The sequence below is a fragment of the Arsenicicoccus cauae genome (genome assembly GCF_043162025.1).
GTDB lineage: Bacteria > Actinomycetota > Actinomycetes > Actinomycetales > Dermatophilaceae > Arsenicicoccus > Arsenicicoccus cauae.
This window is the reverse complement of sequence record NZ_CP171001.1, coordinates 2,016,148-2,040,900: the sequence shown is the minus strand read 5'-3', so window position 1 is coordinate 2,040,900 and position 24,753 is coordinate 2,016,148. Positions and strand designations below refer to the sequence as shown.

Below are 24,753 nucleotides of genomic sequence, written 5' to 3'. Positions count from 1 at the left end.
TGCTGGCTGTGACGACGCTTTCGAGCGTGCGTTGACGGGCTGAGCGCCCGGCTGAGTGGCAGGCTTTCTCATATCGGCACCGCTCGGATTTGCGTCTCAGGCAGCGAGACGGCAGTATCATCCTATGGACAACTCTTCTGGGGTCGGTGTTCTCGACAAGGCCGCCGTCGTGCTGGGGGCGCTCGAGGCCGGACCGGCCACCCTGGCCCAGCTCGTCGCGGCCACCGGACTGGCCCGACCCACCGCCCACCGCCTGGCCGTCGCCCTCGAGCACCACCGCCTCGTGGCCCGCGACATGCAGGGACGCTTCGTGCTGGGGCCCCGCCTCGGGGAGCTGTCCAGCGCCGCCGGCGAGGACCGTCTCCTCGCGGCCGCCGGCCCCGTGCTGGGCGCGCTGCGCGACCACACCTCGGAGAGCGCCCAGCTCTTTCGCCGCCAGGGCGACCACCGCATCTGCGTCGCCGCGGCCGAGCGCCCGATGGGGCTGCGCGACTCCATCCCCGTCGGCGCCTCGCTGTCCATGCTCGCCGGGTCCGCCGCGCAGGTCCTGCTGGCGTGGGAGGAGCCGGACCGGCTGCACCGCGGCCTGCAGGGCGCGAAGTTCACCGCCACCACCTTGTCCGGCGTCCGTCGCCGCGGCTGGGCCCAGAGCGTCAGCGAGCGCGAGCTCGGCGTCGCGTCCGTCTCCGCCCCCGTCCGCGGCCCGTCCGGCCGCGTGGTCGCCGCCGTCTCCATCTCGGGAGCCATCGAGCGCATCTCGCGCCAGCCGGGACGGCTGCACGCCGCCACCGTCGTCGCCGGCGCCAACAAGTTGACCGAGATCCTGCGCCGCACCTCCTCCTCCTGACGCGGAGCGAGCCGCCCGGCGGGTCACCTCGACCGCTGGGCGATTCAGCCACCGCACCTCACGCCCTCCCGTCCTACGTTGGTCGCAGGCTTCCGCCGTCCATCCGACTCGACGAGGAGAGACGATGACCGCTGCGACCGAGACCTTCCGCGAGGCCCGGGACCTGCTCCTGGACCTGCGCACCGACTACGCCGCCGCCAAGGAGCGGTTCACCTGGCCCCAGATCGAGGAGTTCAACTGGGCCCTGGACTGGTTCGACCAGATCGCGCTCGGCAACGAAGCGCCCTGCCTGTGGATCGTCGAGCAGGACGGGTCGGAGGCCAAGGTCTGGTTCGCCGAGATGTCCCGTCGCTCGTCGCAGGTGGCCTGCTGGCTGCGCGACCAGGGGGTGCGGCGTGGCGAGCGCGTGATCGTCATGCTCGGCAACCAGGTCGAGCTGTGGGAGTCGATGCTCGCCTGCATCAAGCTCGGCGCCGTCATCATCCCGACCACGACCCTCCTCGGCCCGGCCGACGTCCGCGACCGGATCGAGCGCGGCGGCGCGCAGCACGCGATCGTCCGCTCGCAGGACGTGGGCATCTTCGACGGCGTGACCGGCGACTACACCCGCATCGCCGTCGGTGAGCCGGCCGAGGGGTGGTCGTCGTATGCCGACTCCGCCGCCTCCCCCGACACCTACACGCCCGAGGTGCCCACTCGCGGGGACGAGTCGATGCTGCTTTACTTCACGTCGGGGACGACCTCCAAGCCCAAGCTGGTGGAGCACACTCAGGCGTCCTACCCCATCGGGCACCTCACGACGATGTACTGGGTCGGCCTGGAGCCCGGCGACATCCACCTCAACATCTCCTCGCCGGGGTGGGCCAAGCACGCCTGGTCCAACGTCTTCGCCCCCTGGAACGCCGAGGCGTGCGTGTTCATCTACAGCTACACGCGGTTCGACCCAGCGGCGCTCATGCATCACATGGACCGGTGCGGCGTGACCAGCTTCTGCGCCCCGCCGACCGTGTGGCGCATGCTGATCCAGTCCGACCTGGGGTCGCTGCGCACACCCCCGACCAAGGTGGTCGGGGCCGGCGAGCCGCTCAACCCCGAGGTCATCGAGCAGGTCGAGAAGGGCTGGGGCGCAACGGTTCGCGACGGCTTCGGCCAGACCGAGACAACGCTCGCCGTGTCCAACTCCCCCGGCCAGCCGGTCAAGCCCGGCGCCATGGGACGGCCCTCCCCCGGCTACGTCGTGCGGCTCGTCGACCCCGCGACCGGCGAGGTCGGCGTGCAGGAGGGCGAGATCTGCCTCGACCTGGCTCACCGCCCCCTCGGCCTGATGGTCGGCTACAACGGTGACCCGGACAAGAACGCTGAGGTCATGCGGGACGGCTTCTACCACACCGGCGACGTGGCGAGCATCGACGAGGACGGCTACCTGACCTACGTCGGGCGCGCGGACGACGTCTTCAAGGCCTCGGACTACCGCATCTCGCCGTTCGAGCTCGAGTCCGTCCTGCTGGAGCACGACCTCGTGGCCGAGGCGGCCGTGGTCCCCTCCCCCGACCCGGTGCGTCTCGCCGTACCCAAGGCGGTCGTGGTGCTCGTGCCGGGCGTCGAGGCGAACGCCGACACCGCCCGCGAGATCTTCCGCCACTCCCGGGCACACCTGGCGCCCTACAAGCGGATCCGGCGCCTGTCCTTCTCAGAGCTGCCCAAGACGATCTCGGGCAAGATCCGCCGGGTGGAGCTGCGTCAGGCCGAGGACGCCGGCTACGCCACGGCGGACGCCCGTCCGAGCGGGGACTTCCACGAGGACGACTTCCCCGAGCTGCGCGGCTGAGCGTGGACCCGGACCGTATGACGAACGCGCACCGCGTCCGACGGGTCGCCGTGATTGGCGCCGGACCCGCTGGGCTCTTCGCCGCCCAGGCGCTGGCCGGTCAGGACGAGCTGCCGGTCCACGTGGACCTGCTCGACCGGATGCCGACGCCCTTCGGCCTGCTGCGCTACGGCGTCGCCCCGGACCACGAGAGCATCCGCTCGGTGGCGACGGCGCTCGCCCGCACCCTCGACCTGGAGGCCGTCACCTTCTGGGGGCTCGTGGAGGTGGGTCGGGACGTGTCCCGGGCCGAGCTGCTCGAGGCCTACGACGCGGTGATCTACGCGGTCGGGGCGAGCGAGGACGTGCGCCTCGGCATACCCGGGGAGGACCTGAGCGGCAGCCGCTCCGCGCGCGAGTTCGTCGCCTGGTATGGCGGGCACCCCGACGCGCGACCTCAACCGCTCGACGGTGTGCGGGCGGTCGCGACGGTCGGTGTCGGCAACGTCGCCGTCGACCTGGCCCGGATCCTGCTCAAGCAGGCCCAGGCCCTGCGGGTGACGGACATGGCCGAGCCCGTGCTGGAGGAGCTCGCCCGCAGCGAGGTCCGTGACGTGTGGATCGTCGGGCGGCGGGGTCCGCAGCACGCGAGCTACACCACCAAGGAGCTGCGCGAGCTGGTGGCCACCCCCGGGATCGACGTCACCGTCTCGTCCGGGGCCTTCGACGGGCTGGACGAGGACGCCCTCGACCGCCGCACGCGCGCCAACGTCGAGCTGCTGCGCGGCCTGCCCATCGAGGGCGACGGCGCCCCCGCATCGGACGGGGGCCGGCGACGGCTGCACTTCGCGTTCTACGCCCGGCCGGTGGAGATGATCGAGTGCGACGGGCGGGTGGACGGTCTGACGGTCGAACGCACCCGGCTGCTTCCCGACGGATCGGTCGAGGGGACGGGCTCGCTCGAGACGCTCGACGTGCAGCTCGTGCTGCGCGCGGTGGGTTATCGCGGGAGCCCGCTGCCCGACGTGCCGTTCGACGGGACGCGGGCGATCATCCCCAACGTCGAGGGCCGCGTCGTCGACGAGGCGGGCGCGAGGCAGCCGCGGGAGTACTGCACGGGCTGGGTCAAGCGCGGACCGATCGGCGTCATCGGCACCAACAAGTCCGACGCCGCGCAGACCGTGGCGCACGTGCTCGCCGACCTGCAGGCAGACGAGGACGCTCCACGGGACCTGCAGGGTGGGTGGGTCGAGGAGCCTGGCTCCGTCGCGGACCCTCGGACCGGCGAGGGTCATCGACCCGTCGCGTCTCGAGACGGTGTCGGCCCCGTCCTGCGCGCCCGCGGCCACCACCCGAGCACCCTGGCCGACTGGCGCGCCATCGACGCGGCCGAGATCGAGCTCGGCCGCGGCGAGGGTCGCGAGCGGGTCAAGGTGTCGACCTGGGACGAGCTCCTCCGCCTCGTCACGGATCACTGACGGACGGCCGCCCCCTCGCAAGATCGTGAGTGTCCTTCCAGGATTCTTGGACCGAGCACTCACGATCCTGGGTGGGGGCGTTGGTGGTCAGTCGCGGATCGGGCGGCGCCGGAAGTACGCCGCGAGCATGGCGCCGGAGAGGTTGTGCCAGATCGAGAACACGGCGCCCGGCAGGGCGGCCGCCGGCGAGAAGTACTGCGACGCAAGGCCGGCGGCCAGACCGGAGTTCTGCATCCCGACCTCGATGGCGACGGTGCGCCGGGCCCGCTCACGCTGTCCGGTGAGGGCGGCAAGGCCGTAGCCCAGCAGGTAGCCGAGACCGTTGTGCAGGACGACGGCGAGCAGGACGATCCCGCCGGCAGCGACGACCTTGGACGCCGAGCCCGAGACGACGGCGGCCACGACCAGCGAGATGGCGACGACGGACACCCAGGGCAGGGCGGGAAGCACCCGCTCGACGGCCCGGCCGAGGAAGGTGCGCACCAGCAGGCCCAGCACGACGGGGACGAGCACGATCCACAGGATGCTGGAGGCCATGCTGCGCGCGTCGACGGGGAGGTAGGTCCCCGCGAGCCACAACGTCAGCAGCGGGGTGAGGATCGGGGCCAGCAGGGTCGACACCGAGGTCATCGCCACCGACAGCGCGGTGTCCGCCTTGGCGAGATAGCTCACCACGTTGGAGGCGGTGCCGCCGGGCGCGCAGCCCACGAGGATGACACCGGCGGCCAGCTCCGGGGACAGCCCGAGCGTCTTGGCCAGCGCCCAACCGAGCAGGGGCATCACGAGGTACTGGGCGACGACACCGATGAGGACGGGAAGCGGCCGGCGGGCCACGAGCGCGAAGTCCTGCCCGCGCAGGCTGAGCCCCATCCCGAACATGATGATCCCCAGCAACGTGTTGACGTGTGGCAGAAGGGGTTTGGCCGACGACGGGGCCAGATAGCCGAACGCTGCGGCCGCCAGGATCAGGATCGGGAAGAGGGTGACGGCCATCCGGGCCGAGCGGTCCTCGGCTGCGGTGGACGGGTCGCTCTGCTGGGTGGACGCGGGGCTAGACATGGGGACCTCCTAGGACGGACCACACACTGTGACCCGCCGTTCCACGTTCCGGGACGCTCGTCTCGTCATCCGATCGCTCGAAAAGCGACGCCCTCACCAGGAGATCGTGTGTGTCTGGTCCAAGAATGTTGACCGAGCACTCACGATCTCGGGAGAGGTGGTTGGGGGCCATGGGGGTCAGAGGAGGTGCATCTCCTGGGCCTGCTCCCCCAGCTGCGCGCGGAAGGCCGGGTCGGCGAGCGCCATGAGCGCCTCGGCCCGCTCGGCGTCGGTCTTGCCCCGCAGGTGAGCCACGCCGTGATCGGTCACGACGTGGCTCCGGACGGACCGCGTCGTGGGGGCTGGCGAGCTTGCGCCGATAGGCGCCCTCGAAGGTCGTGCATCATCCAATCGCCGGGGCGCCGGCGCCGCAATCGTGCGGCACCGGCGCCCGGTGTGATCTGCCGGACAGCGCGTCCCGGCTCGCAGGGGGTCAGACGACGGCGTCGCCCGCCCGCTTCGCGTGCCGCAGGCCGAGCAGCCCGAGCAGCAGCAGGAGCGCGCCGCCGACGTACGCGACGATCGAGGCGATCTTGGCGATGAGCCCGATGGTGCCGAAGGCGTAGGCGGTGAGCAGCATGCTGCGCAGCGCGTTGCCCATGAACAGGCTCTGCCGCAGCTCGCCGAGCTGGGCGACCTCGGTCTTGTCCGCGGCGGGGTCCTTGGACTTGTTCAAGAACTCGCCCGAGACCTCCTCGTAGGTGCGGCCCTGGGAGGACTTGTTCATGTGGACGAGGATGTAGTGGTCGGCGAAGGCCTTGGCCTGGTCGCCGGTGGTCATCTCCTGACCGGCGTACTTCTCGAGGTAAGGCTTGATCTGCGGATCCTCGAGGGCCTTGCCGGACGGCATCGTGATCTTCTGCGCGGCGAGCTGGTCGTGGACCTGACCCTGCGCGAAGGTCGAGGCCCAGGTGAGCAGCCCGCCCGCGACCAGCAGGACGAGGGCGAGCAGCAGGCCGGTGGCGGACAGGAGGGTGTCGAGGGTCTTGCGACGCATGATGCTTCCTAGCTGGGTGCTTGCGCCGGTCGGTTGGCCGGTTGTGACTCAACTCTGCCCTGGCCGATTTATCCCTCAACCACCGGGGTGCGTGTCCCAAGTCACCGGCCACGTATGCCGTCCCGCGTCCGCCACCGCCGCCACACCGCCGCTATCCGACGCGGACCGCCTCACGGACCGCCCGCAACCAGGTGAGCACCGCCTCGGCGCCCGGGTCGGCGTGGCCCTGGCCCCGCACGCCGACATAGCTGGCGCGGCCCTTGCGCGAGACACCCTCCACCGTGCCGCGCACCCCCTCCTCGGCCGCGGCCAGGACGGCCTCCCACCCGTCCGGCGCGGCGTCGGCGGCGGGTCGCAGCGCGTCGACCATCGTCCCGTCGCCGGGCGAGGCACCGCCGAGGTCCTGGATGCCGTCGACCCCCGCCGCGAGGGCGCGGGGCCAGTCGGCGCCGTCCTCGAGCGCCTGGGCCGCCGCCACGAGGCCCGCGGCATACAACGGGCCGCTGGTGCCGCCGATGGCCCGCCGGCAGCGGGCGGACAGGACGCGCAGGAGGGAGGCCGCGGAGCCGTCGGCCGGGTCGTCCTGCCAGGCTCGGGCGCCCCGCGCCAGCGCCTCCCCGAGGTCACCGTCGCCCACGACCTGGTCCAGTTCGGTGAGCCGGTGCTCGTCGCCGAGGAGGGCCTGGCAGGCGGCGTCGATCGCGGCCCGCGCCCGCTCGTCGGGCTCCCCGGGGTCGACCTGGCCCGCGTCGGCGTCGGGGACGGCCACGTCGGCATGGTGCGCGACCGGACCTCCACCACCGGGCCAGGCCAGGGATGCGGTGGGTGCGTCGAGCAGCTCCGTCTCTCCGTCCTCGAGGGGCAGGACCGTGACCGAGGCGCCTGCCATCTCCAGGCTCGTCATCACCGACCCCTGATAGGCGCGCTCCACGGTCAGTCCACGCTCGCCGAGGATCCGGTGCACCGCCCGGGTGAGCACCGCCAGCTCGGCCGGCGGCGTGCCGCCGAGCCCGTTGACCAGCAGGGCGACTCGCGCCCCGTCGTCCAGCGGGCGGGCAGCCAGGACCCGGTCCGCCAGCTCGGCCGCGAGGTCGTCGGCCGGGCGGTGCCCGACCTGCTCGACGCCAGACTCGCCGTGGATCCCCAGACCCAGCTCGATCCGGTCCTCGTCGATCTCGAAGGTCGCCTCCCCCGACCCCGGCATGGTGCCCGGCCGCAGGGCGACCCCCATCGTGGCCAGCCTGCTCGCGACCGAGCGGGCGCGTCCGGACACCTCGGCGAGGTCCGCGCCGGAGGCTGCGAGGGCGCCGGCGATCTTGTGCACCAGCACCGTCCCGGCGAGCCCACGAGCCCCGGCATGCGTGTCGGCGTCGCCCAGGGCGATGTCGTCGCCCACGACGACGGTCTCCACGGCATACCCCTCGTCCTGGGCGAGCTGGGCGGCGAGACCGAAGTTGAGCCGGTCCCCGGTGTAGCTCTTGACGATCAGCAGCGCCCCGGCCGTCCCGGTGACGGCGCGGATGCCGTCGAGGACGGCGTCGACGCTCGGCGAGGCGAACACCCCGCCGCTGACCGCCGCCGTCAGCATCCCGTCGGCGACGAAGCCGGCGTGCGCGGGCTCGTGCCCGGCTCCCCCGCCGGAGATCAGCGCCACGGGCACGGAGTCGCGGCCTGCGGCACCCGGGCCAGCGGCACCCGTCACGACCCGGTCCGCCTGCACCGCGATGGTCCGGCCTTCGAGGAGCGCGAGCCCGGGCTGGGTGAGGGCCAGGCCCTCGAGGCTCTCTCGGACGAAGCTGCCGGCGTCGTTCAGGAACTTCTTCATGGGGACCACACCACCACACCCGCCGGCCCCGCGCCAGACCACGCGAAAGGTCCCCCTCCCGAGTGGGAGAGGGACCTTGTCGACGTACCCCCGACCGGATTCGAACCGGCGCTACCGCCGTGAGAGGGCGGCGTGCTAGGCCACTACACAACGGGGGCGAACAGCTGCTCCGATCCCTTGCGGGGCGGTGAGCAACGAGGAGAAACTCTAGCCGAAGCTTAGGATTTCTCCCAATCGGGCCGGACCCTGTCGGACCGACCGGCGATTGGCTGGGGTACCAGGACTCGAACCTAGACTAACTGAACCAGAATCAGTCGTGCTGCCAATTACACCATACCCCAAAGGAATTCACCCCATCATCAGGGGCCTGAGGACAGGCTCTGACGCGCGGGCGAACCAAGAGAGAACTCTACCGGAGGGCGGCGCCCCTCCCCAAATCGGCCGTATGCCGGACCCGACCGCCGAACTCACCAGGACACGGCGTCCAAGGAGGCCGCGACGGGCACCCCGACGCCGCCGCCGCCCCACTGCCCGCGACGGTCCAGCCAGACGCCGTGCAGCCCCGCCGCGACCGCCGCCTGCGCGTCGACGGCGAGGTCGTCCCCGACATACACCGTCTGCTCGGGCGCGGACCCGAGCAGCTCGCAGGCCCGCCAGAAGGCGCGGGCGTCGGGCTTGCCGTAGCCCAACGTGTCCGTCGTCGCGATGGCCGTGAAGGCGTCGCTCAGCCCCACGACCTCGAGCTTGAGGGTGGTGAACTCCGTGGACGAGTTGGTCAGGGCCCCGACGAAGATCCCGTCGGCGCGGGCCCGGTCGAGCAGCCCGGCCACGTCGTCGAAGGCGCGGGTCCCGGCGCGGAAGGCGGCCGGCCACCCCTGCTCGAACCCCGCGAACGCGTCCGCACCCCAGGGCAGCCCGCCGTGCGTCGCCACCTCCCGCAGGCGTGACTCCCGCATCGCGGCGAAGGTCAGCTCCCCCCGCGTGTAGCCGCCGAAGAAGCCCCCCGGGTCGGCGTGGTAGCGCACGCCGAGCTCCTCCGCGCGGTCCGTCGCCTCGGGCCACACCTGCGCGATGCAGCGGGCGGCCGCACGACGCATGGCCGACCGGGTGTCGAGCAGGGTGTCGTCGATGTCCAGCAGCAGCGCGGCGATCCGGGTCGACGACGCCCCGCCCTGCGCCGTCTCGGCCTGGCGCGCCCCCCTCACAGCGTGGCGCGCAGCCGGCGCAGGCGGGCCAGCGTGGAGTCGCGGCCGAGGATCTCCATGGACTCGAAGAGCGGCGGCGAGACCCGACGCCCGGTGACGGCGACGCGGGCGGGGGCGAAGGCGAACTTCGGCTTGATGCCGAGCCCGTCGACGATCGCGGCGCGCAGGGCTGCCTGGATCGGCTCGGCGGTGAAGTCGTCCAGAGCCTCCAGGGCGGCGATCGAGGCGTCGAGCACCTGCGGGGCGTCGTCCTTGAGCGCGGCGACGGAGTCGGGGTCGAAGGCCAGCTCGTCGTCGGTGACGAAGAGGAAGCCCAGCATCGGCCCGGCCTCCCCCAGCAGCTGCATGCGCTCCTGCACCAGCGGCGTGGCCTTGGTGACCAGGTCCATCTGCTCCGGGGTCGGCTCGCCCGGCAGCTCGCCGGTGCGGACGAGGTGGGCGACGATCCGCCCCGCCAGGTCCTGCGGCGACAGCGCGCGGATGTAGTGCCCGTTGAGCCAGTTGAGCTTGTCCATGTCGAAGATCGGGCCGACAGTGTTGACCTTGGTCCAGTCGAACCGCTCGACGAACTCCTCGAAGGAGCTGACCTCCTGGCCGTCCGCCACCGGCGGGTAGCCCACGAGCTGCAGGAAGTTGAGCAGCGCCTCCGGCAGGTAGCCCTCCTCGCGGAACCACGTGAGGCGGGCGGCGGGGTTCTTGCGCTTGGAGATCTTGGACTTGTCGGGGTTGCGCAGCAACGGCATGTGCGCGAACTGCGGCACGTCCCAGCCGAGCCAGCGGTAGAGCAGGACGTGCTTGGGGGTCGAGGAGATCCACTCCTCGCCCCGCACGACGGTGGTGATCCCCATCAGGTGGTCGTCCACGACGACGGCCAGGTGGTAGGTCGGGAAGCCGTCGGCCTTGAGGATCACCTGGTCGTCGGGCCTGGGGGCGTTGACCCACCCTCGGATGACGTCCTCGAAGCGGGTCTCGACGTCCTCGGGGACGAGCATGCGCACGACGGGCTTGTCGGTGAATCCCGGCAGGGCGGCGCGCTCCTCGCGCGTCTTGCCGTGGCAGAGGCGGTCGTAGCCGGTCGGCAGCTTGGCCTTCTGCTGCAGCTCGCGCATCTCGGCGAGGCGCTCGGTCGAGCACCAGCAGTAGTACGCGTGGCCGGCCTCGACGAGCTGATCGACATACGGCTTGTAGGTGTCGAGCCGCTCGCTCTGTCGGTAGGGGGCGTAGGGGCCACCCACGTCCGGCCCCTCGTCCGCGGACAGCCCCAGCCAGCCGAGCGTGTCGTAGATCTGCTGCTCGCTGCCCTCGACGTAGCGCGCCTGGTCGGTGTCCTCGATCCGCAGGACGAACCGGCCGCCGGTCTTGCGGGCCCAGGCGAGGTCGAACAGGGCCATGTAGGCGGTCCCCACGTGCGGGTCGCCGGTGGGCGACGGGGCGACGCGGGTGCGGGCAGGGGTGAGAGCAGCGTCAGTCATGGTGGGCACAGACTATCGGCCGCGAGGAGGCATCATGGGTGGCGATGCCTCCCAGCCCTCCCCCACCGCGACGGCCCCCGAGCGCGTCGGAGCCGGTGCCGACGCCGGACCCCGACGTCGACGTCCTCGGCGCCTCCCCGGCGCGCCCGATGCACCTGCAGGGGCGGTATGTCGCCCTCGTCGCCGCGGGCGGCGCCGCCGGAGCGGCGACGCGGGAAGCCCTGGTGCTGGCCGTCCCGGCCGAGGGGTTCGACACCGTCGTGCTCATGATCAACCTGGTCGGGGCCTTCGCGCTGGGGCTGCTGCTGGAGCGGCTGCTGCTCGCCGGGCCCGACCGGGGCCGGCGGCGCGCGGCCCGGCTGCTGCTCGGCACCGGCGTGCTGGGCGGTTTCACGACCTACTCGACCCTGGCGCTGGACACGGTGCACCTGCTGCAGCGCGGCGAGGTCGGTATGGCGATCGCCTACGGTCTCACCACCGTGCTGCTCGGGGCGGTCGCGAGCGTGGCGGGCATCCGCTGCGGGGCCGCCCTCGGACGCCGGCGGCCGGCGTGACGCCGCTGGTCTTCCTCGGGGTGGCGGTCGGGGGCGGCGTGGGTGCGGCGCTGCGGTTCGTGCTCGACGCGGTGGTGCGCGAGCGGGTGGCATCGGCGTACCCGCTCGGCACCCTGCTGATCAACGTGACCGGCTCGCTGCTGCTGGGGCTCGTCTCCGGGCTCGCGGCCCGGCACGCGCTGGGCGCGCCGTGGGCGCTGGTGCTGGGAACCGGGCTGTGCGGGGGCTACACGACGTTCTCGACGGCGAGCCTGGAGACGGTCCGGCTGGCCGTCGACGGACGGCGCGGGGCGGCCCTGCTCAACGGGCTGGGCACGCTGGTGGTCTCGGTGCTGGCGGCCGCCGCCGGCCTCTGGCTCGCCACCCTCTGACACCCCCCACCCCGCCCACCAGTCGGGGAGGGTCTCAGCGGGCGCGGACGAAGGGGTTGGACAGCGTCCCGATCCCCTCGACCTCCACCTCGACGCGCTGCCCCTCCTGCACCGGCCCGACGCCGGCAGGGGTACCGGTCAGGATCACGTCCCCCGGCAGCAGCGTGAACGACTGGGAGACATAGGAGATCAGCGTCGCGACGTCGAAGATCAGGTCGCGGGTCGATCCGTCCTGCACCGTCCGCCCGTCGAGGCGAGTCTGCACCCGCAGGTCGCTCGGGTCCAGGGTGGTCTCGATCCACGGGCCCAGCGGCTTCGAGCCGTCGAACCCCTTGGCGCGCGACCACTGCCCGTCGGACTTCTGGTGGTCGCGGGCGGTGACGTCGTTGGCGCACGTGTAGCCGAAGACGGTCGCCAGCGCGAGCTCGGGCTCGACGTTGCGCACCATCTTGCCGATGACGACGGCCAGCTCGCCCTCGTAGTGGATGTTGCTGCTGGTCGCCAGCATCGGCACCGGGTCACCCGGCCCGCTCACCGCGGTGTTGGGCACCAGGAACATCAGGGGCTCCGTGGGCAGGTCGTTGCCCATCTCCTTGGCGTGGTCGGCATAGTTGCGGCCGATGCCGATCACCTTGCTGCGCGGGATCACCGGGGCGAGCAGCCGGACGTCGTCCAGCGGGTAGCGCTGCCCCGTGTAGGTGATCTGCTGGTAGATCGGGTCGCCGCCGATCTGGGCGACGACGAGGTCGTCCCCCTCCTGCTCGACGACGCCGAAGGCCGGATCTTCCCCAAGGGTGAATCTCGCGATACGCACAACCCCAACCTACCCCCGGTAGGTGCGCAGCAGGCGCCGCCACCACACCGCGGCCCGACGCTCCGCCTCGGCCTGCTCCCACCCTCGCCGCTCGTCCTCCGCCCGGGCCCGTGCCTGCTCCTCCACGTGGCGGCGGTGCTCGCGCCATACGGCCACCGTCTCCTCGACGTCGAGGACCTTGGCGATGGGCGGCATCTGGGGGCCGGCCGCGGGACGCAGGCGGTCCAGCTTGACCCGCCGGTTGTAGTCCTCGACGATCGCGCGCACCGACTCCTCGCGCGGCACGTCCCGCAGCGTGGCCGGCATGTCGTGAGCCTCCCTGCGCAGCGCCATGGTCGGGTTCATCGCGCCGGTCAGGTCGAGCTGCTCGCGCTCGATCAACCCGTTGATCCACCAGTCCTCGTGGTAGGGCCGGTCGAGGCTGGGCAGCGGCTTGCCCGCGCCGGGAAGGTTGTCGAGCTCCCCACGCTCCTGGGCCTCCCGGATGCGCCTCTCCGCGATGGTCTCGACGTGGTGCGGGTCCATCGGCCCATTGTCCCACCGACGCGGCGCGCACCTAGGATCGGCGGGTGGACGTGCTGACCCGGGCCGAGTGGGAGCCGCTCGCCGCCGCCCACCGGGCGCGGGCCGAAGCGGCGACGTCGCCGCACCTGGCGCGACGTGCACGAGGCGAGAAGCACCCGGTCGAGGACTTCCTGTTCGAGTACTACGGTTTCCGCCCAGGCCATCTCGCGCGTTGGCACCCGGGTCCTGGTGTGGCGCTGACGGACTCGCCGGAGCACGCGGCCTGGTCCTCTTACGTCACCTCGGCGGGGCTCACCTCGCTCGACGTCCCGTCGTATGCCGAGAAGCGTGGCGCCACCGTGAGATTCGTCCGCGACCTGCTGGCCCGCACCCACGGGCGCGAGGCCCGCTTCGGGTGCTTCGGGCTGCACGAGTGGGCGATGGTCTACCGCATCCCGCGGGACGAGGTGCGGCACGGCTCGCTGCCGCTGCGGCTCGGGCACGCCGGCACCGACGCGGTGGTGGAGGCCCACGACATCCGCTGCTCGCACTTCGACGCCTACCGCTTCTTCACCCCGGCCGCGGTGGGTCGCAACGAGAGCCGCCCCACCCGCGAGACGGTCCGGGACCACGAGCAGCCCGGCTGCCTGCACGGCGGGGCGATGGATCTCTACCGCTGGGCGTTCAAGCTGGCGCCCGGCATCCCGGGTGACCTGGTCCTCGACTGCTTCGAGATCGCCCGCGAGGCAAGGCTGCTGGACATGATGAGCTCGCCCTACGACACGGAGTCTCTGGGGTTGCCCAACATCGCGATCGAGACGCCCCAGGGCAAGGCGGAGCACGTGCGCCGGCAGCGCGCCATCAGCGAGGCCGCGGCGCCGGTGCGGGAGCGACTGATCGCGGCGTGCGACGCCCTGATCGCCCCGACCTGAGCCGCGTGGCCGTGGCTGAGCCGCCACCTGCGCCATCCACCGGGCGGCCCGCCCGTGATGCTCGTGCTCGGCCCCCGAGGCGGCGCTGCGCAGCCTGGCCGTCAGCGGACGGGCACGCCGGCGCTGTGCAGGCCATAGGTGAGCCCGTCCAGCAGCGCCATCCAGGACGCCTCGACGATGTTGGCGGCGACGCCCACCGTGGTCCACGACTGGTTGTCGTCGGCCATCTCGATGAGCACGCGGGTGACGGCGTCCGAGCCGTGCGCGGAGTCGAGGATGCGGACCTTGTAGTCCACGAGCTCGACACCGTCGATCTCGGGGTAGACGCCGACGAGGGCGTGGCGCAGCCCCTCGTCGAGCGCGTTGACCGGGCCGTTGCCCTCACCGGTGGCGACGAGCCGGCGCCCGCCGGCGCGCAGCTTGACGGTCGCCTCCGACACGGCCACCCCATCGCCGCGCGCCTCGGCGATGACCCGCCAGGACTCGACCTCGCAGTAGGAGATCGGCTCCCCGCTGACCTCGCGGCGCAGCAGCAGCTCGAAGGACGCGTCGGCGGCGTCGAAGGTCCAGCCGCGCAGCTCGAGGTCCTTGACCAGCGCCACGATCCGCGCCTGCACCTCCCCCTGGCCGGCCAGGTCCAGCCCGAGCTCGCGCGCCCGCAGCTCGATGGACGCCCGACCGGCCATGTCGGACACCAGGGTTCGCATCCGGTTGCCGACCGAGGAGGGGTCGGCGTGCTGGTAGAGGTCGGGGTCGACCTTGAGCGCCGACGCGTGCAGCCCCGCCTTGTGCGCGAACGCGGACGACCCGACGTACGGCTGTCGGCCGTAGGGGGTGATGTTGGTGATCTCGCTGATGGAGTGGGAGATCCGCGAGGCCTCGGCGAGCTGGGCGTCGGCCACGACGGGGCGGGCGAGCTTGAGCTGCAGGTTGCTGATGATGGTGAGCAGGTCCGCATTGCCGGTGCGCTCGCCATACCCGTTGACGGTGCCCTGCACCTGCACGACGCCCGCGTCGACCGCCGCGAGGGAGTTGGCGACGGCGCAGCCGGTGTCGTTGTGGCAGTGGATGCCCAGGGGCGCGCCCGTGGTGCGGGTGACGTCGTCGACCACGTCGGCGATCCGCGAGGGCAGCATCCCGCCGTTGGTGTCGCACAGCGCCACCACCTCGGCCCCGGACTCGACCGCGGCCCGCACCGCCTCCAGCGCGTAGGCGCGGTCCAGCTGGTAGCCGTCGAAGAAGTGCTCGGCGTCGAGGAACACGCGCCGACCCTCCCCCACGAGGAAGGTCACCGTGTCGCGGATCATGGCGAGGTTCTCCTCGAGCGTGGTGCGCAGCGCCTGCTCCACGTGCCGGGTGTGCGCCTTGGCGACGAGGGTGATCGCCGGCGCACCGGAGTCGAGCAACGCTCGCACCTGCGCGTCGCTGTGCGCCTGTCCGCCCGCCTTGCGCGTGGCGCCGAAGGCGGTCAGCACCGCGTTGTGCAGCCGCAGATCCTTTGCCCCGGCAAAGAACTCGGTGTCTCGCGGGTTGGCGCCGGGCCAGCCGCCCTCGATGAACCCCACGCCCAGCTCGTCCAGGTGCCGCGCGATCGCGATCTTGTCCTGGACCGTCAGGTGCAGCCCCTCCTGCTGGGCGCCGTCGCGCAGGGTGGTGTCGTAGACCTGCAGTGCGGGCCGGTCTCCCATGGCTCGTCCTCTCGGGCGGGGGGCGGTGGTCCGGCCCATGATGACGGCGTATGCCGCTCCCCCGCCTCCTCGTCTCACCGCCTCGCGGCCGCCACCAGGGCGTCGAAGAGGGCGGGGTCGGTCCCCGCCTCGGGGTGCCACTGCACGGCGAGGCAGAAGTCCGCGTCCGGGTCCTCCATGCCCTCGAGGGTGCCGTCCGCCGCCCACGCCGTGGCCTCGTAGCCGGGGTGGGTCAGCACCGACTGGTGGTGGTAGGTCGGCACCTCCGCCTGCTCCCCGACCAGCCGCGCGAGCCGCGACCCGGGTCGCAGCGACACGGGGTGCGTCCCGAACACCCCTGGTGCGGGCGAGTGCTCGTCGTGCCCGACCCGGTCGGGGACGTGCTGCTCGAGCGTCCCACCCGCCTGGACCGCCATGACCTGCATCCCGCGGCAGATCCCGAGCAGTGGCAGGCCGCGCCGGCGGGCCTCGGCGACCAGCAGCAGCTCGGTCTCGTCGCGGTCCGGGCGGGCCTCCTGCACCGACGGATGCGGTTGCGCGCCATACCGGCTCGCCTCCACGTCGACGCCACCGCTGATGATCAGGGCGTCCACGCGGTCCAGCCAGCCCCCGACCACCTGCGGGGTGACGTCGAGCCGTGGCACGAGCAGGACGGGCAGGGCGCCCGCCCGCTCGACCGCGAGGGTGTAGTCCCGCGGCAGCACCGCGGACGGCTGGTCGACCCAGGGCGGCCGCGAGACCTCCTCGACATAGGTCGTCAGCGCGACGATCGGCGCGTCAGAGCGGGGTGACATAGGCGCCCGAGATCCCGCCGTCGACGAGGAACTGCGACGCGGTGATGAAGGAGGACTCGTCGCTGGCGAGGAAGACCACGGCGTCGGCGAGCTCCTCCGGCTCGGCGAACCGGCCCATGGGGATGTGGACCATCCGCCGGGCGGCCCGCTCGGGGTCCTTGGCAAAGAGCTCCTGCAGCAGCGGGGTGTTGACCGGGCCGGGGCACAGCGCGTTGACGCGCACCCCCTCACGGGCGAACTGCACGCCGAGCTCGCGGGACATGGACAGCACCCCGCCCTTGCTGGCGGTATAGGAGATCTGGGAGGTCGCTGCCCCCATCACGGCGACGAAAGACGCTGTGTTGATGATGGATCCGCGCTTCTGCTCGAGCATGTAGGGCAGCGCGGCCTTGCAGCACAGGTAGACGCTGGTGAGGTTGACCTCCTGCACCTTGCGCCACGCGTCGAGGTCGGTGGTGAGGATCGAGTCGTCCTCGGGCGGGGAGATCCCGGCGTTGTTGAAGGCCACGTCGACCGAGCCGTAGGTGTCGAACGCGGTGCGGAACAGTGCCTCCACCTGCTCGGCGTCCGTCACGTCGCACTCCACGAAGAGCCCGTCGACCTCCTGCGCCACGCGCGGGCCGTGGGTGGTGTCGAGGTCGCCGACGACGACGCGGGCCCCCTCGTCGGCGAACCGCCGGACGGTGGCGAGACCGATGCCGCTGCAGCCGCCGGTGACCACGGCGACCTTTCCTTGGAGTCGAGCACCCATGGTGGGCAGTTCCTTTCGTCGGTGCCTGGGATGGCTGGTGGTGAGCTGGTCGATCAGGTCGTATGCCGTGCCGGGAGCCGGCGTCACGCGTCGGCGATGAAGACGTTCTTGACCTCGGTGAAGGAGTCGAGCGCGTCCGGGCCGAGCTCGCGGCCCAGCCCGGACTGCTTGAAGCCGCCGAAGGGCGTCGAGTAGCGCACGCTGGAGTGGGAGTTCACCGACAGGTTGCCGGCCTGGACCGCGCGGGACACCCGCAGCGCCCGGCCCACGTCGCGGGTCCAGATGGACCCGGACAGGCCGTAGGCCGTGTCGTTGGCCATGCGGATCGCGTCGGCCTCGTCGTCGAAGGGCAGCACCGCCACGACGGGGCCGAAGATCTCCTCCTGCCACACAGGGTCGGTCGTGGCGCGCGGCAGGACGACGGTCGGGGCGTACCAGTGGCCCCCGCCGTCGGGGCGCGTGCCCCGGAAGGCCACGTCGACGTCCGTCCCCTCGACGTAGGCCGAGACACGGTCGCGGTGCTCGGCGCTGACGAGCGGACCCATCTGCGTGGCCTCGTCGCCCGGGTCGGCCACCACGACGCCCTTCACCGCCGGCTCGAAACGTTCCATGAAGGCGTCGAGGACGCTGCGCTGCACCAGGATCCGGCTGCGGGCGCAGCAGTCCTGGCCGGCGTTGTCGAAGACACCCATCGGGGCGCTGGCGGCGGCCTGGTCGAGGTCCGCGTCCGCGAAGACGATGTTGGCGGACTTCCCGCCGAGCTCGAGGGTGATGCGCTTGATCCGGTCGGCGGCGCCGCGCATGATGCGCTGCCCCACGGCGGTCGACCCGGTGAAGCAGACCTTGGCGACGTCGTCATGGGTGACGAACCGCTCCCCCACGACCGAGCCCTTGCCGGGCAGGATCGTCAGGACGTGCTCGGGCAGCCCGGCCTGCAGGGCGAGCTCGCCGATCCGGATGGCGGTCAGCGGGGTCAGCTCGGCCGGCTTGAGGACGACGGCGTTGCCCGCGGCGAGGGCCGGCGCGAGGCCCCATCCGGCGATGGGCATGGGGAAGTTCCACGGGACGATGACCCCGACGACGCCGAGCGGCTCCTTGAAGGTCACGTCGAGACCGCCGGCCACAGGGATCTGCCTGCCGCACAGGCGTTCTGGGGCGGCGGCGTAGTAGTGCAGGACGTCGCGGACGTTGCCCGCCTCCCAGCGGGCGTTGCCGATCGTGTGGCCGGCGTTGGCGACCTCCAGCCGGGCCAGCTCCTCCACGTGGTCGTCCACCACGTCGGCGAAGTGCCGCAGCAGGCGTCCGCGGTCGGCCGGCGGCATACCGGCCCAGGCGCGCTGGGCGGTGACGGCCCGGGCGATCGCCTCGTCGGTCGCCTCCTCGTCGACGAGCTCGACCTCCCGCAGCCGCTCGCCGGTGGCGGGGTTGATGATCTCGTGGGTCGTCACGTCACAGCCTCTCGAATCCTCGGATGCGTTCCCAGTCGGTCACGGCGGCCCCGAACGCGGCGATCTCGACGTCTGCCGCGTGGACGTAGTGGTCCACCACGTCGTCACCGAGCAGCCGCCGGGCCACCTCGGACCCGTCGAAGCGGTCGCGCGCCTGCTGCAGCGTGGCAGGCACGCGCTCGGCCCCCGACGTGTAGGCGTTGCCCACGAGCGCCGGTGGCAGCGTGAGCTGCTCGCGGATCCCGTGCAGGCCGCCCGCGAGCATGGCGGCGGTCGCCAGGTAGGGGTTCACGTCGCCGCCGGGCACGCGGTTCTCGACCCGGATGCCCTGCCCGTGACCGACCACCCGCAGCGCGCAGGTGCGGTTGTCGGTGCCCCAGGCGATGGCCGTGGGGGCGAAGGAGCCCTCGGCGAACCGTTTGTACGAGTTGATGTTCGGCGCGTAGAGGACGGTCAGGTCCGCCATGGTCGCCAGCACCCCGGCCATGAAGTGCTCGAACACCTCGCTGCGTCCACCCTCGCGGTCGGGGTCGGCGAAGACGTTGCGCCCCGCCTCGTCCTGCAGCGACAGGTGGATGTGGCAGGAGCTGCCCTCGCGCTCGTCATACTTGGCCATGAAGGTGAGCGACTGGCCGTGCTGGCCGGCGATCTCCTTGGCCGCGGTCTTGTAGACGGTGTGCGTGTCGCAGGTCCGGTGGACCTCCTCGTAGCGGAACACGATCTCGTGCTGGCCGAGGTTGCACTCCCCCTTGGCGCTCTCGACGACGGCGCCGCTGGCGTACATCGCGTTGCGGATGTCGCGCAGCAGCGGCTCGACCTTGGCGCCGCCGAGGATGGAGTAGTCGACGTTGTAGCGGTTGGCGGGCGTCAGCCCCTGGTAGCGGGCGTCCCAGGCCTGCTCGTAGGTGTCCTCGAAGACGATGAACTCCAGCTCGGTGCCAGCGTAGGCGCGGTAGCCGAGCTCGGCCGCGGCGTCCTGCTGGGCGCGCAGCACGGTCCGTGGGGCCTGCCGCACCCTCCCCGTCCCGTCCAGCCAGGACAGGTCGCACAGGATCGTCGCCGAGCCGGGGCAGCCCGGGGTGCGGCGCAGGCTGGCGAGGTCGAGGTCGAACATCATGTCGCCGTAGCCCTTCTCCCAGGAGGAGATGGCGTAGCCCTCGACGGTGTTCATCTCCACGTCCAGCGCGAGCAGGTAGTTGCACCCCTCGGTGCCGTCCTCCAGCACGTGGTCGAGGAAGAACTGCGGGTGCAGCCGCTTGCCGAGGAGGCGGCCCTGCATGTCGGGGAAGGCGACGACGATCGTGTCGATGCTGCCGTCCTCGCACTCCTGCCGCAGCTGGTCCAGCGTGAGGGTGGGTGCTTTCACGGGGTGCCTCCTGGTTGGGTAGGCGCGGGCGTGGTCGGGTGGGCGAGCAGGCCGCGCAGCAGCGCCGCCGTCTTGTCGCAGTGCTCCTCGGCAAGCTCGCGGGCGTCCTCGGGCTCGCCTGACAGGATCGCGTCCACGATGGCCGCGTGGTCGGCGTTGGAGTGCTCGATGTTGCGGGCCAGGACCGGTATGGCGGCCAGCAGCTGATGCAGCACCGACCGGGAACGACTCACCGCCTCCACGAGCGAGGCGCTGCCCGACAGCCCCGCGATCGCGAGGTGCAGGCGCGAGTCGGCCTGCCGGTGCTCGGCGGTGTCCCGGCCGCTCGCCTCGGCGACGTCGCGCAGGCACTCCTTGAGCCACCCCCGGTCCGCCGCGGGCAGCGCGCGCGACGCGGCGAGGTAGGCCGTGCCCGGCTCGACGACGCGCCGGAAGCCCAGGACATCCTCCAGGTCCGCCGTGACCCCGGCGAGGTCGGCCGACCCGGCGTCGTGGACGGCCCAGTCGTAGGTGATGAAGCTGCCGCCACCGCGACCGCGCCGGGTCTCCACCATCCCGAGGTCCCGCAGCGTCGCGATGGCCTCCCGCAGCGTCACCCTGGAGACCCCGAGCCGCGCCGCGAGCTCGCGCTCCGGGGGCAGCTGGGAGCCGGCGGGCAGCACGCCGAGCCGCACGGCGGTGGCGAGCTGCTCCAGGGTCGCCTCGAAGGCCTGCCCCTCCCGGACCGGACGGAGCACCACCTCGGGGACCAGGTCCTGCGCCGGCACGGCCGTCGGCTGGGTCAACGGAAGATCTCCGTCGGCTGCACCGTGTCGTGGTGGCCCGGGTCCTCGCGCATGAAGTGCTTGCGGCCGCCGAGCAGCCAGGTGGCCCCAGCGAAGACGAGCACGATGGCGACGGCCACGGGGGCGTAGTTGAAGGTGTCGATGGTCACCGGCGAGGCGGGCGGCAGCATGAAGAGCACCACGATGAACGCCACCCAGCCGACCGCCACCCACCCGATGAGGGCGCTCCAGCGGCCGAGGTTCCACCTGCCGGGGACGAAGTCCGGGTTGATGCGCCGCAGCAGGACGGGCGTGACGTAGGCGATGTAGAGCCCGATCACGGCGATGGAGGTGACCGCGAGGTAGGCCGTGGTGGAGACCAACGAGGGGCTGGTCAGCACGATCGCCAAGGCCGTCACGAGCCAGATCGAGTTGGTCGGGGTGCCGGTGCGCGGGTTGACCCTGGACCACCACCGGGACCCCGGGAGCGCGTTGTCACGGCTGAAGGCGAAGGACATTCGCGAGGCGGAGGTCACGCACGCCATACCGCAGAAGAACTGGGCCACCGCGCAGATCAGGACCAGCATCAGGCCGACCGCGTGCCCCGTGGCGTCGATGAAGATCTGGGCCGGTGGCAGGCCGATCTCCGTGCCGACCGCCTTGTCGTAGTCCTGGATCGCCGAGGTCACCGCGAGGAGCAGGATCCAGCCGGCGACGAGGGAGACCAGGACGGAGTTGACGATGCCCTTGGGGGCGTTGACGGAGGCGTTGCGCGTCTCCTCCGCGACGTGCGCGGAGGCATCGAAGCCGGTGAAGGTGTATTGGGCCATCAGCAGACCGATGAGGAAGACGTAGAGGGGGTTGCCCCAGCCGGTGTTGTTGACGAAGTGGGTGAGCGTCCAGCCCGGCGACTGGTGGTGGTCCGGCACCAGGGCGAGGACGACGAAGATCACCGCGGCGCCGGCGAGGTGCCACCAGGCGGAGACCGCCGAGAGGATCTGGACCAGCCCGACCCCGAAGGCGTTGAGCAGGCCGTGGAGCAGCAGGATGACGCAGAAGCAGACGAAGGTCGTGAGCGGCGTGACGTCGACGCCGATCGTGAGGTCCAGGAAGGCCATCCACGTCGTGGCGGCTCCGAAGTCGACGGCGGCCGTGACGGCGACCTCGCCCAGGAAGTTGAACCAGCCCACCACCCAGGCCCACTCGCGCTTGTGCGTCCGCGCCAGCCGACCGGCCCAGAAGTAGAGCCCGCCCGCGGTCGGGTAGACCGAGCAGACCTCGGCCATGGCCAGGGCGACGCACATGACGAAGACGCCGACCAGCGGCCACCCCAGCGAGATCGCCACGGGGCCACCGGCATTCATGGCGATGCCGAAGGACGTGATGCAGCCGGACAGGATGGAGATGATCGAGAACGACACCGCGAAGTTGCTGAAGCCGGACATCGTCCGGTTGAGCTCCTGCTTGTAGCCCAGGGCCGCGAGCTGCGCGGCGTCGTCCTCGCTGTAGTCGGTGTCGTCCCGGCGGGCGAACAGTCGTCGAGCAGCCACGGGGCATCCCTTCTGGCTCAGGGGACCTCGCCCTGAGGGGCGGGTGGACCCAGTGAACCGGATGCCCCGGGCCGCGTCAATGGTCTGGTGTCAAACCTTTTGTGGCGACCTCCGCCGAGGGCTCAGACCAGTCGGGTCATCCAGCCGTGGGGGTCCTCGGCGCGGCCGTACTGGATGTCCAGGAGCTGGTTGCGGATGGACAGGGCGACCTTGTCGTCGGTGGCGGCTGTGCGGTGGTTGACCGAGCCGCCGTTCCAGCGCAGCTCGCCGACGGGCGTGATGACGGCGGCCGTGCCGCAGGCGAAGACCTCGGCCAGCTCACCGGACTCGGCGGCGTCCTTCCACTCCTGGATCGGGATGCGGCGCTCCTCGGGGGTCAGGCCGAGCTCCGTGGCGAGCCGCAGGATGGAGCTGCGGGTGACGCCCTCAAGGATCGAGCCGGTGAGCTCCGGCGTCACGAGGCGCCCGTCGCGGTAGACGAGGAAGAGGTTCATGCCGCCGAGCTCCTCGATGTACTCGTGCGTCTCGGAGTCGAGGAAGACCGCCTGGTCGCAACCGTTCTCGATGCCCTCGAGCTGGCCGGCGAGGCTGGAGGCGTAGTTGCCCCCGCACTTGGCGGCGCCCGTGCCGCCGGCGCCGGCCCGGGCGTAGTCGGTGGAGATCCACAGCGTCACCGGCTCCAGGCCGCCGGAGAAGTACGCGCCCGCGGGGGACGCGATCACGGCATACGTGACCTCCCGGGCGGGGCGCACCCCGAGGAAGGGCTCCGAGGCGAACATGAAGGGACGCAGGTAGAGCGAGGTCTCCCCGGACCCGGCGGCCGGCACCCAGACCTCGTCGGCGGAGACGAGCGCGCGGACCGACTCGAGGAAGTCCTCGGCGGGCAGCTCGGGCAGGGCGAGGCGGCGCGCGCTGCGCTGCATGCGCTCGGCGTTGGCCTCGGGACGGAAGCTCCAGACCGAGCCGTCCGCGTGGCGGAAGGCCTTGAGCCCCTCGAAGACCTCCTGGCCGTAGTGCAGGACGGCCGCGGCGGGGTCGAGCTGGAAGGGGCCGTAGGGGCGGACCGCGTCGTCGTGCCAGCCGGCGTCGGCGGTCCACGTCGCCACGGCCATGTGGTCGGTGAAGGTCTTGCCGAAGCCGGGGTTGGCGAGGATCTGCTCGCGGTCGGCGTCGGGCACCGGGGTGGTGGTGCGGTCCAGCGGGAAGGACAGGGACGGCGTCGTCATGGGGTGCTCCTTGTCGCACGGTGATCGCCTCGAAGGCTACCGCGCCATCGATCGTCGGGATCCGCCAGAGGGGGACGTATCGACCTGGCCTGCGGACCCCGGCGGACGGGCCAGGGTCGAGGACGTCAGGCCAGGCGCGCGGTGATGGCCTCGCCGACCTGCTGCGTCGATCGGGGCGTGGAGCCGGGGGTGGAACGCGCCGCCGCGCCGCGCTCGGTGAGGTCGGCCAGCACCGCCGCCTCGACGCGCTCGGCCGCCGGGACCAGGCCGACGTGGCGCAGCAGCAGCGCGACGGACAGGATCGCGGCGGTCGGGTCGGCCTTGCCCTGCCCGGCGATGTCGGGCGCCGAGCCGTGCACCGGCTCGAACATCGACGGGTTGGTGCGGGAGGGGTCGATGTTGCCGCTCGCCGCGAGCCCGATGCCGCCCGAGACCGCGGCGGCCAGGTCGGTCAGGATGTCGCCGAACAGGTTGTCCGTCACGATCACGTCGAACCGCGCGGGGTCTGTCGTGAGAAAGATCGTGGCCGCGTCGACGTGCAGGTAGTCCACGGTGACCTCGGGGAACTCGGGCGCGACGGCCTCGACGGTCCGACGCCACAGGTGCCCGGCGTGGACCAGGACGTTGTGCTTGTGGACCAGCGTGAGCTTCCTGCGGGGGCGGGCCTGCGCACGGGCGAAGGCGTCGCGCACGACCCGCTCGACGCCGAACGCCGTGTTGACGCTGACCTCCGTGGCGATCTCGTGGGGGGTGCCGACGCGCAGGGCGCCGCCGTTGCCGACGTACGGCCCCTCGGTGCCCTCGCGCACCACCACGAAGTCGAAGCCGTCGGGCGCGACGCGCGGCAGGTCCAGGGGGCTCTGCGCGCCGGGGTACAGCGTGGAGGGGCGCAGGTTGACGCAGTGGTCGAGCGCGAAGCGCAGCGGCAGCAGGACGCCACGCTCGAGGACGCCGGAGGGGACGCTGGGGTCACCGATCGCGCCGAGCAGGATGGCGTCGTGCCCGCGCAGCGCCTCGAGGTCGGCGTCGGTGAGCGTCTCGCCGGTCGCGTGCCAGCGCTGCGCGCCGAGAGCGTAGTCCGTGGTGCGGACCTGGACTCCCTCGGCCTGCGTCACCGTCCGCAGGACGCGCAGGCCCTCGGCCACGACCTCGGGGCCGATGCCGTCACCCCCCACGACGGCGAGGTCGAGGCTGGTGGGCGCGGCGGTGGGCTGGCTGGTCATAGGCCCGAGGCTAGGCAGCGATCTCACCCAGCGAAACGG

The 24,753-nt window shown here is 72.1% G+C and carries 23 protein-coding genes and 2 tRNA genes; 6 read left to right on the top strand and 19 right to left on the bottom strand.

Features of this window, described 5'->3' with window-relative positions; translation table 11 throughout:
• Positions 1–124 precede the first annotated feature (124 nt).
• The 3 genes from ACF3NS_RS09535 (at position 125) to ACF3NS_RS09525 (ending at position 4,132) form a co-directional block, all read left to right on the top strand.
• Entirely contained in the window at positions 125–847 is a 723-nt protein-coding gene (locus ACF3NS_RS09535; protein ID WP_154593434.1) for an IclR family transcriptional regulator, read from the top strand.
• Between the two features lie 124 nt (positions 848–971).
• A complete protein-coding gene (locus ACF3NS_RS09530; RefSeq protein ID WP_392465738.1) occupies positions 972–2,675 on the top strand; it encodes an AMP-binding protein in 1,704 nt (567 codons plus the stop codon).
• 17 nt (positions 2,676–2,692) lie between these two features.
• A complete protein-coding gene (locus ACF3NS_RS09525) occupies positions 2,693–4,132 on the top strand; it encodes an FAD-dependent oxidoreductase (RefSeq protein WP_392465735.1) in 1,440 nt (479 codons plus the stop codon).
• Between the two features lie 87 nt (positions 4,133–4,219).
• Here the strand turns inward: ACF3NS_RS09525 and ACF3NS_RS09520 are convergent, their stop codons facing one another.
• The 8 genes from ACF3NS_RS09520 to gltX form a co-directional block, all read right to left on the bottom strand.
• Complete coding sequence (locus ACF3NS_RS09520) at positions 4,220–5,191, bottom strand: bile acid:sodium symporter family protein (protein WP_392465732.1); 972 nt, start codon at positions 5,189–5,191, stop codon at positions 4,220–4,222.
• Between the two features lie 177 nt (positions 5,192–5,368).
• Positions 5,369–5,581, bottom strand: coding sequence for an acetyl-CoA hydrolase/transferase C-terminal domain-containing protein (locus ACF3NS_RS09515; RefSeq protein WP_288798280.1), 213 nt, complete (start codon positions 5,579–5,581; stop codon positions 5,369–5,371).
• A gap of 82 nt (positions 5,582–5,663) precedes the next feature.
• Complete coding sequence (locus ACF3NS_RS09510; protein WP_288798282.1) at positions 5,664–6,227, bottom strand: hypothetical protein; 564 nt, start codon at positions 6,225–6,227, stop codon at positions 5,664–5,666.
• 151 nt (positions 6,228–6,378) lie between these two features.
• A complete protein-coding gene (locus ACF3NS_RS09505) occupies positions 6,379–8,052 on the bottom strand; it encodes a dihydroxyacetone kinase family protein (RefSeq protein ID WP_392465728.1) in 1,674 nt (557 codons plus the stop codon).
• An 85-nt stretch (positions 8,053–8,137) separates the two neighbouring features.
• A tRNA-Glu gene (locus tag ACF3NS_RS09500) sits at positions 8,138–8,210 on the bottom strand.
• Between the two features lie 108 nt (positions 8,211–8,318).
• Positions 8,319–8,393, bottom strand: a tRNA-Gln gene (locus ACF3NS_RS09495).
• 126 nt (positions 8,394–8,519) lie between these two features.
• Complete coding sequence (locus ACF3NS_RS09490) at positions 8,520–9,257, bottom strand: HAD family hydrolase (RefSeq protein WP_392465726.1); 738 nt, start codon at positions 9,255–9,257, stop codon at positions 8,520–8,522.
• Entirely contained in the window at positions 9,254–10,729 is a 1,476-nt protein-coding gene (gene gltX / locus ACF3NS_RS09485; RefSeq protein WP_154593442.1) for a glutamate--tRNA ligase, read from the bottom strand. Before gltX ends, ACF3NS_RS09490 begins: the two co-directional genes overlap by 4 nt.
• Before the next feature lie 95 nt (positions 10,730–10,824).
• Between gltX and ACF3NS_RS09480 the strand changes: the two genes are divergently transcribed.
• Together ACF3NS_RS09480 and crcB are read left to right on the top strand one after the other, a co-directional pair.
• Positions 10,825–11,283, top strand: a complete 459-nt coding sequence (locus tag ACF3NS_RS09480; protein WP_392465722.1) for a fluoride efflux transporter FluC — start codon at positions 10,825–10,827, stop codon at positions 11,281–11,283.
• The gene (crcB, locus tag ACF3NS_RS09475) at positions 11,280–11,654 is read left to right on the top strand and encodes a fluoride efflux transporter CrcB (protein WP_392465720.1); all 375 of its coding nucleotides are present in this window, start codon (positions 11,280–11,282) and stop codon (positions 11,652–11,654) included. Before ACF3NS_RS09480 ends, crcB begins: the two co-directional genes overlap by 4 nt.
• A 34-nt stretch (positions 11,655–11,688) precedes the next feature.
• Here crcB and ACF3NS_RS09470 read toward each other — a convergent pair whose 3' ends face one another.
• Positions 11,689–12,468, bottom strand: coding sequence for a fumarylacetoacetate hydrolase family protein (locus ACF3NS_RS09470; RefSeq protein ID WP_288798214.1), 780 nt, complete (start codon positions 12,466–12,468; stop codon positions 11,689–11,691).
• A 9-nt stretch (positions 12,469–12,477) separates the two neighbouring features.
• Entirely contained in the window at positions 12,478–12,993 is a 516-nt protein-coding gene (locus ACF3NS_RS09465; RefSeq protein WP_288798215.1) for a DUF1992 domain-containing protein, read from the bottom strand.
• Between the two features lie 44 nt (positions 12,994–13,037).
• Between ACF3NS_RS09465 and ACF3NS_RS09460 the strand changes: the two genes are divergently transcribed.
• Positions 13,038–13,904 carry a 3-methyladenine DNA glycosylase gene (locus tag ACF3NS_RS09460; protein WP_392465717.1) on the top strand — a complete coding sequence of 289 codons (867 nt, stop codon included), beginning with the start codon at positions 13,038–13,040 and terminating at the stop codon, positions 13,902–13,904.
• Between the two features lie 101 nt (positions 13,905–14,005).
• On the opposite strand, the gene cimA is transcribed toward ACF3NS_RS09460, so the two are convergent.
• The 9 genes from cimA to ACF3NS_RS09415 form a co-directional block, all read right to left on the bottom strand.
• On the bottom strand, positions 14,006–15,592 hold the full coding sequence (cimA, locus tag ACF3NS_RS09455) for a citramalate synthase (protein WP_288798217.1): 1,587 nt from the start codon (positions 15,590–15,592) through the stop codon (positions 14,006–14,008).
• 74 nt (positions 15,593–15,666) lie between these two features.
• On the bottom strand, positions 15,667–16,386 hold the full coding sequence (locus ACF3NS_RS09450; RefSeq protein WP_392465714.1) for a gamma-glutamyl-gamma-aminobutyrate hydrolase family protein: 720 nt from the start codon (positions 16,384–16,386) through the stop codon (positions 15,667–15,669).
• Complete coding sequence (locus ACF3NS_RS09445; RefSeq protein WP_288798231.1) at positions 16,370–17,137, bottom strand: 3-oxoacyl-ACP reductase; 768 nt, start codon at positions 17,135–17,137, stop codon at positions 16,370–16,372. The genes ACF3NS_RS09450 and ACF3NS_RS09445 overlap by 17 nt, the downstream gene beginning before the upstream one ends.
• An 83-nt stretch (positions 17,138–17,220) precedes the next feature.
• A complete protein-coding gene (locus ACF3NS_RS09440) occupies positions 17,221–18,585 on the bottom strand; it encodes an aldehyde dehydrogenase family protein (protein WP_392465711.1) in 1,365 nt (454 codons plus the stop codon).
• A 1-nt stretch (position 18,586) separates the two neighbouring features.
• Complete coding sequence (locus ACF3NS_RS09435; RefSeq protein WP_288798222.1) at positions 18,587–19,951, bottom strand: glutamine synthetase family protein; 1,365 nt, start codon at positions 19,949–19,951, stop codon at positions 18,587–18,589.
• Positions 19,948–20,736 carry a FadR/GntR family transcriptional regulator gene (locus ACF3NS_RS09430; RefSeq protein WP_195849182.1) on the bottom strand — a complete coding sequence of 263 codons (789 nt, stop codon included), beginning with the start codon at positions 20,734–20,736 and terminating at the stop codon, positions 19,948–19,950. The genes ACF3NS_RS09435 and ACF3NS_RS09430 overlap by 4 nt, the downstream gene beginning before the upstream one ends.
• Complete coding sequence (locus tag ACF3NS_RS09425) at positions 20,733–22,265, bottom strand: amino acid permease (RefSeq protein ID WP_392465708.1); 1,533 nt, start codon at positions 22,263–22,265, stop codon at positions 20,733–20,735. The genes ACF3NS_RS09430 and ACF3NS_RS09425 overlap by 4 nt, the downstream gene beginning before the upstream one ends.
• Positions 22,266–22,387: 122 nt before the next feature.
• Positions 22,388–23,491, bottom strand: coding sequence for a branched-chain amino acid aminotransferase (locus ACF3NS_RS09420; protein WP_154593448.1), 1,104 nt, complete (start codon positions 23,489–23,491; stop codon positions 22,388–22,390).
• 125 nt (positions 23,492–23,616) lie between these two features.
• Positions 23,617–24,714, bottom strand: coding sequence for a 3-isopropylmalate dehydrogenase (locus tag ACF3NS_RS09415; protein WP_288798228.1), 1,098 nt, complete (start codon positions 24,712–24,714; stop codon positions 23,617–23,619).
• Positions 24,715–24,753 lie beyond the last annotated feature (39 nt).

Coding starts and splice junctions, on each gene's coding strand:
- ACF3NS_RS09535 (WP_154593434.1), top strand. CDS start 125: ATGGACAACTCTTCTGGGGTCGGTGTTCTCGACAAGGCCGCCGTCGTG.
- ACF3NS_RS09530 (WP_392465738.1), top strand. CDS start 972: ATGACCGCTGCGACCGAGACCTTCCGCGAGGCCCGGGACCTGCTCCTG.
- ACF3NS_RS09525 (WP_392465735.1), top strand. CDS start 2,693: ATGACGAACGCGCACCGCGTCCGACGGGTCGCCGTGATTGGCGCCGGA.
- ACF3NS_RS09520 (WP_392465732.1), bottom strand. CDS start 5,191: ATGTCTAGCCCCGCGTCCACCCAGCAGAGCGACCCGTCCACCGCAGCC.
- ACF3NS_RS09510 (WP_288798282.1), bottom strand. CDS start 6,227: ATGCGTCGCAAGACCCTCGACACCCTCCTGTCCGCCACCGGCCTGCTG.
- ACF3NS_RS09505 (WP_392465728.1), bottom strand. CDS start 8,052: ATGAAGAAGTTCCTGAACGACGCCGGCAGCTTCGTCCGAGAGAGCCTC.
- gltX (WP_154593442.1), bottom strand. CDS start 10,729: ATGACTGACGCTGCTCTCACCCCTGCCCGCACCCGCGTCGCCCCGTCG.
- ACF3NS_RS09465 (WP_288798215.1), bottom strand. CDS start 12,993: ATGGACCCGCACCACGTCGAGACCATCGCGGAGAGGCGCATCCGGGAG.
- cimA (WP_288798217.1), bottom strand. CDS start 15,592: ATGGGAGACCGGCCCGCACTGCAGGTCTACGACACCACCCTGCGCGAC.
- ACF3NS_RS09450 (WP_392465714.1), bottom strand. CDS start 16,386: ATGTCACCCCGCTCTGACGCGCCGATCGTCGCGCTGACGACCTATGTC.
- ACF3NS_RS09445 (WP_288798231.1), bottom strand. CDS start 17,137: ATGGGTGCTCGACTCCAAGGAAAGGTCGCCGTGGTCACCGGCGGCTGC.
- ACF3NS_RS09420 (WP_154593448.1), bottom strand. CDS start 23,491: ATGACGACGCCGTCCCTGTCCTTCCCGCTGGACCGCACCACCACCCCG.
- ACF3NS_RS09415 (WP_288798228.1), bottom strand. CDS start 24,714: ATGACCAGCCAGCCCACCGCCGCGCCCACCAGCCTCGACCTCGCCGTC.